The organism is Frankia sp. CcMO1 (genome assembly GCF_977945845.1).
In genome coordinates this window covers 1-11,107 of the sequence record NZ_CDWTMG010000159.1, presented here as the reverse complement: position 1 = coordinate 11,107, position 11,107 = coordinate 1, and the positions used below count along the sequence as shown (strand labels likewise).

General features: G+C 70.0%; 8 protein-coding genes and 1 pseudogene. 1 reads left to right on the top strand and 8 read right to left on the bottom strand.

Features of this window, described 5'->3' with window-relative positions; genetic code table 11:
- Window positions 1-224 precede the first annotated feature (224 nt).
- On the top strand, window positions 225-419 hold the full coding sequence (locus tag AC08OU_RS17220; RefSeq protein WP_476601118.1) for a DUF1059 domain-containing protein: 195 nt from the start codon (window positions 225-227) through the stop codon (window positions 417-419).
- Window positions 420-537: 118 nt separating this feature from the next.
- Here the strand turns inward: AC08OU_RS17220 and leuA are convergent, their stop codons facing one another.
- From leuA to AC08OU_RS17180, 8 genes and pseudogenes are all read right to left on the bottom strand, one after another.
- Window positions 538-2,298 carry a 2-isopropylmalate synthase gene (gene leuA, locus AC08OU_RS17215; protein ID WP_476601120.1) on the bottom strand — a complete coding sequence of 587 codons (1,761 nt, stop codon included), beginning with the start codon at window positions 2,296-2,298 and terminating at the stop codon, window positions 538-540.
- A 239-nt stretch (window positions 2,299-2,537) separates the two neighbouring features.
- Entirely contained in the window at window positions 2,538-3,170 is a 633-nt protein-coding gene (locus tag AC08OU_RS17210; RefSeq protein ID WP_462188000.1) for a septum formation family protein, read from the bottom strand.
- Window positions 3,171-3,308: 138 nt separating this feature from the next.
- A pseudogene (locus AC08OU_RS17205) lies at window positions 3,309-3,395 on the bottom strand (SCO2583/SCO2584 N-terminal domain-containing protein); the annotation flags it as partial.
- 216 nt (window positions 3,396-3,611) lie between these two features.
- On the bottom strand, window positions 3,612-5,201 hold the full coding sequence (serA, locus tag AC08OU_RS17200; protein ID WP_462187992.1) for a phosphoglycerate dehydrogenase: 1,590 nt from the start codon (window positions 5,199-5,201) through the stop codon (window positions 3,612-3,614).
- Window positions 5,202-5,482: 281 nt separating this feature from the next.
- The gene (gene ilvC, locus AC08OU_RS17195) at window positions 5,483-6,475 is read right to left on the bottom strand and encodes a ketol-acid reductoisomerase (RefSeq protein WP_476601122.1); all 993 of its coding nucleotides are present in this window, start codon (window positions 6,473-6,475) and stop codon (window positions 5,483-5,485) included.
- A 54-nt stretch (window positions 6,476-6,529) separates the two neighbouring features.
- Window positions 6,530-7,054 (bottom strand): acetolactate synthase small subunit, encoded by a 525-nt coding sequence (ilvN, locus tag AC08OU_RS17190; protein WP_462187989.1) that lies wholly within the window; start codon window positions 7,052-7,054, stop codon window positions 6,530-6,532.
- Window positions 7,054-8,940, bottom strand: a complete 1,887-nt coding sequence (locus tag AC08OU_RS17185) for an acetolactate synthase large subunit (RefSeq protein WP_476601124.1) — start codon at window positions 8,938-8,940, stop codon at window positions 7,054-7,056. Before AC08OU_RS17185 ends, ilvN begins: the two co-directional genes overlap by 1 nt.
- A gap of 267 nt (window positions 8,941-9,207) precedes the next feature.
- Window positions 9,208-10,887 carry a penicillin-binding transpeptidase domain-containing protein gene (locus AC08OU_RS17180; protein ID WP_476601125.1) on the bottom strand — a complete coding sequence of 560 codons (1,680 nt, stop codon included), beginning with the start codon at window positions 10,885-10,887 and terminating at the stop codon, window positions 9,208-9,210.
- Window positions 10,888-11,107 lie beyond the last annotated feature (220 nt).

Here is an 11,107-nt window from a genome sequence, read left to right as displayed (position 1 = left end):
CCCGCCATGACGCGGGCCCGGGCCAGCCGATTCGATCCCGTGATAATCGTGACCGAGATGGGGCGCCCACTCGGCCTGGTACGGATGGAGTGGCTGATGCTACGGCTCGCGGAAATGTCCACATGAGGCGAAACCGTTATTGGACCGCGCAGGCGCTCATGTCGCCGAGCCCAGCGACCAGGAGTCATTCCGCGTCGGCAGAGATCACCGTCCGGCGCCCGAGCATGAAACAATTCTACTGTGGTGCGATCATGCACGACTGCGAGACGCGCATCGTCGCCCCCACCGAAGACGATCTTCTCCGTTCCGTCGACACCCACGCGCGAGTTGATCATGGTATGACGGATATCCCGGAGTCGATGCTGGACGAGGTCCGCCAGAATATCCACGACGTGGGACCGGCGGACCGCCACGACTAACCATCGCTACCAGCGCCACCACCACGACCAGCCCGCGCGGGCACCAGCCGAGGCGAGGGACACCCGCCGGTTCTCCGCTGGGTGCCCTCGCCCGACACGACGGGCAGGCAGGCGCGTGTCAGCCGGCCAGAGGCGTGGCCGCCGGCTGTGCCTCGTCCCCTGACGTCCGCGCGGCGGGCACCGAACGGTCCCGGGCAGCCCGGTTCACGGCACTCACCACGGCCCGCAGGGACGCCGTCACGATGTTGGCGTCGATCCCGACTCCCCAGAAGATCCGGTCGTCGACAGCCGCCTCGAGGTACGCGGCCGCTCGCGCATCCGCTCCCGAGCCCAGGGCGTGCTCGTTGTAGTCCAGGATCCGCACGGTCAGATCGCGGCTGGCCAGCGCCGCGACGAACGCGTCAATGGGGCCGCTGCCGGTTCCCGTGATCACCGTGTCGGCCCCCCCCTGGAAACGGACCGAGACGGAGACCTCGTCCCGATCGCCCGACGCCGCCGTCGTCCGGGAGCCCAGCAGCTCAAGCAGGCCGGACCCCTCCGCGCCGTCCAGGAAGTACTCGCCGCGGAAAATCGTCCAGAGCTCCTCGGCCGTCACCTCGCCGCCCTCGGAGTCGGTGTGGCGCTGCACGACACCGGAGAACTCGATCTGCAGCCGGCGCGGCAGGTCCAGGGAGTGCTCGGACTTCAGCAGGTATGCCACCCCTCCCTTGCCGGACTGACTGTTCACCCGGATCACCGCCTCGTAGGAGCGGCCGACGTCCTTCGGGTCGATCGGCAGGTAGGGCACCTCCCAGCGGATCTGGCCGGTGCGCTCCATGGCCTCGAAACCCTTCTTGATGGCGTCCTGATGGGAGCCGGAGAAGGCGGTGTAGACGAGGTCGCCCCCGTAGGGATGACGGGGATGGACGGGCAGCTGGTTGCAGTACTCCACCGCGCGTCGGATCCCGTCGATGTCCGAGAAATCGATCATCGGGTCGATCCCCTGCGAGAACAGGTTCATCCCCAGCGTGACCAGGCAGACGTTCCCGGTCCGTTCCCCGTTGCCGAAAAGGCAGCCCTCAACCCGGTCGGCGCCGGCCAGCACACCCAGCTCCGCGGCAGCGACCGCGCAGCCCCGGTCGTTGTGCGGGTGCAGGGACAGCACGACGGCATCCCGGCGGGTCAGGTTCCGCCCGACCCATTCGATCTGGTCGGCGTAGACGTTCGGGGTCGACATCTCGACCGTCGCGGGCAGGTTCAGCACGACCGGATGCTGCGGGGTCGGCGCCCACACGTCCATAACCGCCTCGCACACCTCCACCGCGTAGTCGAGTTCGGTGCCGGTGAACGACTCCGGGCTGTACTGCCAGCGCACATCGGTGCCGTCCAGCAGTTTCTCGGCGTACTGAGCACACCACCGGGCGCCCTGCACCGCGATCTCGGTCACCCCAGCCCGATCAAGACCGAACACCACCCGCCGCTGCAACGTGGACGTCGAGTTGTACAGGTGGATCAGCGCCCGGTCCGCGCCGACCAGCGACGCGGCCGTGCGCTCGATCAGATCCTCCCGCGCCTGCGTCAGGACCTGGATGACGACGTCGTCCGGGATGCGATCGGATTCGATCAGCTGCCGGATGAAGTCGAAGTCGGTCTGGCTGGCCGCCGGGAACCCGACCTCGATCTCCTTGTACCCCATCGCCACCAGCAGCTCGAACATCTGCATCTTGCGGGCGGGGGTCATCGGGTCGATCAGTGCCTGGTTACCGTCGCGCAGATCGACACTGCACCACTGCGGGGCACAAGTGATCGTCTGCTCGGGCCAGGTCCGGTCGGGAAGTGAGACGGGGACGAACGGACGATACTTCTCGACCGGCATGCCGGACAGCTGCTGCGTGGTCATTCCTGCTCCTGCTTCCTCGAAAGAGTCCCCCGCGACCGTGATCACACGGTTCGCGACGTGGGTGACTGGATGCCGGAGAATCAGCAGAGGAGCGTCAGGCCGCACCTGGACGCTGGACCGCCGTGATGGCGAGGATCCCGACGCTGACACACGAAAACACCGCGACGGGGAAGCCAGCTCAGGTATCAGGCCCCGCCGCGGCGGCTAAGGAGAAGCAGTGCACGCATCGCGCACCAACGTTACCGGATGTTCGGCCGACCGCGAGGAAACTCAGGTGCTGCGACGGCGCCGGGGACACGGGACGGACCGCTGCGGGGCCGCAGGTCGCCGGTGCGCACGGTGCACACGGCTGCGTGTGCACCGTGCTGCCAGCTGGGTTCGGACGGGTAGATCGTGCCGGCGGTACGGTGCGGAGTGCTGTCGACGGCTCCGGCGAACTCGCGCAGTGCTCCGGCACAGCGCTCGTCCGTCACCTCGGCGATCGCCGACGCGCCAGGCCAACGCTGGAAGAGCACCGCCAGGTCGACCATCCGGGTGACCTCGTCGATGTGGGGCTCCCCGCAGCTCACCCGGACGGGCACCACCGGATCGACCGAGGCGAGCGAGCCCGCCGGATAGGGGGTCCAGTTCAGGCAGTCACCCGGCCGCAGGGCCGCGAGCAGGTCCGGCCTGAGCCCAAAGCCGGCGGGGGGACCGGTCAGCGCGCCGGTGGCAGCCGGTACGGCGGTCTGCCTGGTGGCGGCCACAGAGGACCCCGACGACGTGGTCGGCGCCAGCCGTGCGGCGGTCGGACTGGTCCGGTTCGCCGTCTGCCGCAGGGCGACGACGGTGATGGTGATCATCCCGACGATGATGGCCAAGAACGTGACCATCCTCGCGATCTGGCGGGGGCGGCCCGGCGGTCTGGGCGGCGCCACCAGCCGATGGAAAAAGCCGGGCAGACCCCGGGGAGCTGGGACGACCTGACAGCGACTGGAAGCCGGCCGGCCGTGCTGCCGGCTGCGCTCGGCCGCGGACGGTTCGAGAAACCGGGCTCCGCGGACGAATCGCTCATCCAGGCGAAGCCCCTCGAACGGGTCCTGATGCCGCGACGCCATACTAGCCATGGTAAACCCGACACCACGACTACGGCGCGCGTTCCACGGAAAGATCACCTGGATCACGTCCCCACGCCACCGCCACCCGTACCCAATCGACCGCCTACCGTTGGATCGCCCGCAGGTGTCCCTGGTAAACCCCATCCAGCCCAGGTAATCCACGGCAACCCGAGGAACACCCCGGACCGCCGAAGGCCCCCACGGCTCCCCCAGGAGTCATTCGCTGCTGATGCTCACGGCCCTGGCGTAGGACGCGCCGATGATCTTCGCGATCTCGGCCAGGATGTCGGGGGCGACCGCGTCGTCGAGCGACAGCGACATCAACGCCTCGCCGCCGGCCTGCAGGCGGCTGACCTGCGCACTGGCGATGTTGATGTGCGCCTCGCCGAGCAGGGCACCGACCGCGCCGACGATCCCCGGCCGGTCCTCGTAGCGGAAGAACGCCAGATGCGCCTCGGGCCGGATGTCGACCTCGAACCCGTCGATCGCGGTGATCTTCTCGACCTGCCGCGAGCCGACAAGCGTGCCGCTCACCGACACGGGCGTGCCATCGGCGAGGACTCCTCGCACAGTCACGAGGTTGTGATAGTCGGGGCTGTCCTCGGCGGTCTCCAGGGCCACGTCGACCCCGCGCTCCTTGGCCAGCAGCGGTGCGTTGACGTAGGTGACCTGCTCCTCGGTCACATCGGTGAACACGCCCTTGAGCACCGCGAGCTGCAACACCGAGACGTCGTGCACGGCGATCTCGCCACGCACCTCGACGGTGATCGCCGCGGCCAGGCTGCCCGCGAGGCCGGAGAAGAGCTGCCCGAGCTTCTCCGCGAGCGGAAGACCCGGCCGGAGGTCCTCGGCCACGACGCCACCGGCCTGCACGTTGACCGCGTCAGGCACGAACTCGCCCTGCAGCGCCAGCCGCACCGAGCGGGCGACGGCGAGCCCGGCCTTGTCCTGCGCCTCCTGGGTGGACGCGCCGAGGTGGGGGGTGACGACGACGTTGTCGAGCCCGAACAGCGGGGAGGCCGTCGTGGGCTCCTTGGCGAAGACGTCGATGCCCGCGCCGCCGACCTGACCGGAGCGGACCACCTCGGCAAGCGCCGCCTCGTCAACAAGGCCGCCGCGCGCCGCGTTGACGATGATGACACCGGGCTTGGTCCGGGCCAGCTCGTCGGTGCCGATCAGACCGAGCGTCTCCGGCGTCTTGGGCAGATGAATCGTGATCATGTCACTCTGCCGAAGCAGCTCGTCGAGGTCGACGAGGGTCACGCCGTGCTGCGCGGCACGGGCCACCGACACGTACGGGTCGTAGGCAATGACCTTCATCCCGAAGCCGGCGAGCCGCTGCGCCACGAGCACGCCGATTCGCCCGAGGCCGACGACGCCGGCCGTCTTCTCCACGAGTTCGACACCGACGTACTTCGATCGCTTCCACTCGCCACCGCGCAGTGCCTCGTTGGCCGCGGGAACCCGCCGGGCGACGGCGAGCAGCAGCGCGATCGCGTGCTCGGCCGCACTGACGATGTTCGACTGCGGCGCGTTGACCACCATGACACCGCGCTGGGTGGCGGCGGCGACGTCGACGTTGTCCAGCCCGATGCCGGCCCGGGCGACGACCTTGAGCTTTCCCGCGGCGGCGAGCACCTCGGCGTCGATCTTGGTAGCCGACCGGACGATCACGGCGTCGACGTCGGCGATGGCGGGCAGCAACGCGGACCGGTCGGCACCGTCGACGTGACGAACCTCGAAGTCCCCGGACAGCACCTCCAGCCCGGCCGGTGAGAGCTCCTCGGCAACGAGTACGACAGGCACTGGACCTCTCCTAGCGACCTCGGGTCAGACCGGGAGGCGACGCGGAACGAGGCGTGATCACGTGGCCTTCGGCCTGGCGATGATGAACGTGGATACTGCGGGCACCGCACGACGCGGCGGGCCCAGCCTACCGACGCCCGCCGTGGACTCCGAACCCTTTCCGCCGACCGACGGCGACGGCGTGCCCGGCACCGGGACGGAGACGGCACGCACCCGGGGACGGCGGCAGCGCACCACGGCCGCCCCCGAGAGGGCACGATCCGCCCGACGACCCGCGGGATCTACCTGGCGATCCAGGACATCATCGGCCGGAGCTTCGCACCGACCTGCTCGATCGGGTGCTGCTTGCCCTCCGCCACGAGCTTGGTGAAGTTCGGCCGACCGTTGTCGTCCTCGGCCACCCACTCACGAGCGAACGTGCCGTCGCGGATCTCGTCAAGGATCTTGCGCATCTCGGCCTTCACCGCGGGGGTGATGACGCGCGGGCCGCGCGTGACATCGCCGTACTCCGCGGTGTCCGAGATCGAGTACCGCATCTGGGAGATGCCGCCCTCGTACATCAGGTCGACGATGAGCTTGAGCTCGTGCAGGCACTCGAAGTACGCGACCTCCGGGGTGTAGCCCGCCTCGACGAGGGTCTCGAAGCCGGCCTGCACGAGCGCGCTGGCGCCGCCGCAGAGCACGGCCTGCTCGCCGAACAGGTCGGTCTCGGTCTCCTCGGTGAAGGTGGTCCTCAGCGCACCGGCCCGAGCGCCACCGATGCCCTTGGCGTAGGCCAGCGCGACGGCCAGCGCGTTGCCGCTCGCGTCGGCCTCCACCGCGACGAGGACGGGAACGCCCTTGCCCTCCTCGAAGACCCGCCGTACCAGGTGACCCGGCCCCTTTGGAGCGACCATGAACACGTCGACGCCGGCCGGCGGCTCGATGAGCCCGTAGCGGATGTTGAAGCCGTGCCCGAACGCCAGCGCCTTGCCCGCGGTGAGGTGCGGGGCGATGGACTCCGCGTAGATCGTGCGATGGGTGGTGTCCGGGGTGAGCAGCATGATGATGTCGGCCTCGGCGGACGCCTCCGCCGGGGTGAGGACCCGCAGGCCCTCCTCCTCGGCCCTGGCCCGGCTGCGACTGTCCGCCGGCAGGCCGACCCGCACGTCGACTCCACTGTCGCGCAGGTTCAGCGCGTGCGCGTGGCCCTGGCTGCCGTAGCCGATGACGGCGACCTTACGGTCGGCCAAGACGTCCAGCGAGGCGTCGTCGTCGTAGTAGATCTCGACCATCGTAGGGAATCTCCTCGTTGAGTGGATAGGAATAAAGACGCGCGACGGTCCCGGTCAGGCCGGGCGGTCGACCGCTCGCAGGCTGCGATCGGTGATCGAACGCGATCCGCGGCCGAGTGCCACCAGGCCGGACTGGACCAGTTCCCGGATTCCGAACGGCTCCAGCATGCGGATGAGGGCGTCCAGCTTGTCCCGGGTTCCCGTCGCCTCGATGGTGACGGCGTCCTGGGCGACGTCGACCACCTTGGCACGGAACAGAGCGACCGTCTCGAGGACCTGGGACCGCACCGACAGGTCGGCGCGCACCTTCACGAGCATCAGCTCACGTTGCACCGAGGCGGAGGTATCCATCTCGACGATCTTCAAAACATTGATCAGCTTGTTAAGTTGCTTGGTCACCTGTTCCAGCGGCAGGTCCTCCACGACGACGACGATCGTCATCCGGGAGATGTCGGGCTGCTCGGTCGGCCCGACCGCGAGTGACTCGATGTTGAACCCGCGCCGGGAGAACAGGCCCGAGACCCGGGCCAGCACCCCGGGCTTGTTCTCCACCAGCACGGACAGGGTGTGGCGGGTCATCAGAGGTTCACCTCGGCGTCGCCGGAGTAGTCGAAGTCCGGCGCCGTGTCGCGCGCGATGCGGATGTCGTCGTTGCTGGCGCCGGCGGCGACCATCGGCCACACCATGGCGTCGGGATGCACGACGAAGTCCACCACGACCGGGGCGTCGTCGATCGCCATCGCCTTCTCGATCGTCGCGTCGACATCCGCCGCCGTCTCGCAACGCAGCCCGACGCAGCCCAACGCCTCGGCCAGCCGGACGAAGTCGGGCACCCGCACCCTCCTGGACGCGGCTGCGCCCCGCCCAGACGCCCCTGCGCCGCCGGTCCGCGGGGAGTCCGGGTGCGTCCCGAGCTCCGTGTTGGAGTACCGCTTGTCGTAGAACAGGGTCTGCCACTGGCGGACCATGCCGAGCGACCCGTTGTTGATGACGGCAACCTTGATGGGGATCCCCTCCAGCGCGCAGGTCGCAAGCTCCTGGTTGGTCATCTGGAAGCAGCCGTCACCGTCGACGGCCCACACCGTGGCGTCGGGGCGGCCGACCTTGGCGCCCATCGCGGCCGGCACGGCGTAGCCCATCGTGCCGGCGCCGCCGGAGTTCAGCCAGGTGTAGGGGTTCTCGTAGGAGATGAACTGCGCGGCCCACATCTGGTGCTGCCCGACGCCGGCGGCGAAGATGGTCTCCGGTCCCGCGATCTTCCCGAGCCGCTCGATGACGTACTGCGGGGCCAGCGAGCCGTCGGCCGGCTGGTCGTAGCCCAGCGGGTAGGTCCGGCGCCAGCCGTCCAGCGCCCGCCACCAGGCGGCGAGGTCCGGCCGCTCCTCCAGGACGAGCGCGGCGACGAGCTCGTTGATCACGTCACGGCAGTCACCGACGATCGGCACGTCCGCGGTCCGGTTCTTGCCGATCTCGGCCGGGTCGATGTCGGCGTGAATGACCGCGGCACCGGGCGCGAAGGAGGACAGCCTGCCGGTCACCCGGTCGTCGAAGCGGGCCCCGAGAGTGATCAGCAGGTCCGCCTTCTGCAGCGCGGTCACCGCGGCGACCGACCCGTGCATACCGGGCATGCCCAGGTGCTGGGGATGGGAGTCGGGGAAGGCGCCGCGGGCCATGAGAGTGGTGACCACCGGGATGCCGGTGAGCTCCGCCAGCGTCCGCAGCTCCGCGGCAGCGCGGGCTCTGAGCACTCCCCCGCCGACATAGAGCACCGGGCGCCGGGCATCGCTGATCATCTTCGCCGCCTCACGCACCTGCTTGCCGTGCGGGCGGGTGACCGGACGATAACCGGGCAGGTCGAGGGCCGGCGGCCAGACATCGTGCGGCAGCACGGAGGTGACCGACTGCAGGATGTCCTTGGGCAGGTCGACGAGCACCGGTCCGGGCCGGCCCGTCGCCGCCAGGTGGAACGCCTCCGCAATGATCCGCGGGATGTCGTCGGCGGACTGGACCAGAAAGTTGTGCTTGGTGATCGGCAGAGTGATGCCGCAGATGTCCGCCTCCTGGAAGGCGTCGGTCCCGATCGAGGCGCTGGGGACCTGCCCGGTGACGGCCACGATCGGCACCGAGTCCATGTAGGCGTCGGCGATCGGGGTCACCAGGTTGGTCGCCCCCGGCCCCGACGTCGCCATGCACACCCCGACCCGCCCGGTGGCCTGCGCGTACCCCTCGGCCGCATGACCCGCGCCCTGCTCGTGCCGGACGAGGACATGCCGCACCCGGGTGGAGTCGAACAGTGGATCATAGGCGGGCAGGATCGCACCGCCGGGGATGCCGAAGACCACATCGGCTCCGACCGCTTCAAGGGAGTGGACGAGCGACTGGGCTCCGGTGATCTTTCGTGTCATCTGGTCGTCTTCCTTGACAGGCCGGGGATGTGCGTGACGCGTGGCGATCTCGGCTGGCATTGCGGGACCGGCGGGACCGGGCCCGCCGGGCACGGCTCTGCCAGCTGAGCACGACCACGCAGGCTTGGCACGAGGCAGTACTCACTGCACGAAAAAGCCCCTCGTGCCGAGAGGCACTGAGGGGCGGCGCGCATAGTCGACGTAGTCGACTATGCGCGCTCTGAGCGTACGAAAATCCCGAGAAGCACAGCTCTACCCTGCCGGAGTTCCCGCCCCACGTCAAGCATCGCCGGGCACGGGGCCAGCCGGGCACCGGGGCCAGCCAGGTCATTGCCCGCCGGAGCCGGGCGCACCGATCTCGCCACCGTCCAACGCGGTGAGGAACCTAGCCGCGACCGGCGCGGCCGTCTCCGCGCCGAAGCCGCCGTCCTCGACGACCACCGCGAAGGCCACGTCGCCCCGGTAGCCGACGAACCACGCATGGGTCGGCGGCGGGTTGCCGTCCTTGTACTCGGCGGTGCCGGTCTTCCCGAAGGCCTCGCCGGGCATCGGGACCTTCGCGGCGGTGCCCTCGGTGACGACCGCCCGCATGAAGTCCCGCAGCGGGGGCAGCACCACGGGCGGGATGGGGTTGCTGCGCGCCGACTGGCCGACGACGAACGGCTGGTGCCAGGTACCGCTCGCGACCGCCGCGGTGACGCTCGCCATCTGCAGCGGGGAGACCTCGATGCGGGCCTGGCCGATCGACGCCGACGCCGACTCGACCGCGTCGCGCGGGGTCGGGAAGATCCCCCCGACGCTGGCGATATCCAGCGGTGGGCGGCCGTCGAAGCCGTAGAGCTGGGCGGCCTTCTCCAGCGCGCCGTCCGGGAGTGACTCCTCCAGCCGGATGAACGCGGTGTTGCAGCTCCTGGCGAACGCGGTCCGCAGCGGGATGGGGCCGAACTGCTCGGCCTCGGCGTTCTGGAAGGTCCGCCCGCCGACGCTGACCGTCTGGGTGCAGTCCAGGGACGTGTCCGGCGCCTTGCCGTTCATCAGCGCGGCGGTGGCCGTCACGATCTTGAAGATGGAACCCGGTGGGTACTTGCCCCGGACAGCCCGGCTCGACCCGCTGGGCGGATGGTTGGCCAGGGCCAGGATGGCGCCGGTGCGGGTGTCGATCGCGACCATCGCCCCGGTCGGGCGGGCCGCGGTGGCCAGGGCCGCCTCGGCGGCCTGCTGGACCCGCAAGTCGATCGTGGTGCGGATCGCCTCGCCGTCGGTCATCGGATAGGTGTGCAGCGTCTGCACGGTCGCGTTCTTCGCGTCCCGCACGACGACCGCGCCGCCCTGCGCCCGCAGCCGGCCGTCGTACACCCGCTGCAACCCGGACAGCGGCGCCGTTCGACCGACGAGGTTGCCCGCCAGGTCGGAGGAGTCCCGTAGCGGCTGGCCCGCCACGTCGAGCAGGTCCCCCCGCTTACCCGTGGAGGCGGTCCGGTCCAGGTGCAACCCTGGGCGCAGGGCCGGATGCACCGAGACCGGATCAGCCTTCACTCGCCACCCGCCGCCGGTCGAGACGAGATGCAGCGCCCCGGTGTACTCCAGCGGCGTCGGCAGACCGGAGAGCGTGAGCCTGGCCAGGTACGGCACGGTCGCCGTCTCGCCGCCGCGGCTGATCGCGCCCGGGGTGAACGTAGCCGCTGTGACGAGCAGGCGGTCACGCACCTCGGCCATCGTGCCCACCAGGCGCGCGACGTCGATGCTCCCGGGCGTGGAGACGGCGGTGACAGCCGCGGAGCCGGGGGTCGCCGTCCCACCGGAAGTCGTCAGCGCCCGCCAGCCCGCCAGGTAGGAGTCGGCCGCAGTCTGGACCTTCCGGTCGGCGGCGCGGTTGTTCAGGACGTAGCCGACGCCGCCGGCGACGGCCAGCAGGACGACGACGACCGCGACGATGATCGTCGTCCGGCGGCCCCGGCCCCGGCGGCGGGAGGTTGACGCAGTGAACCCGGAAGGTGTAAGGGGCACGGCGGCACGCTCTCCCCTCGATCGTGACACCCCGATGGGAGACCCACCCTATGGAGGCCTCCGGCTCTTCGCATCCGACGCGCCGTACGACGTCGGCAACCCGACACGCGGGTCCGACACGGCGGGAGAACGTGGTCCTCCCGAGCTCGGATCACGGACGGGCAACCCACGGCACGGGGGCAGCGGCGACCGGTCGGACGTTTCTCGAACAAACGGCGCT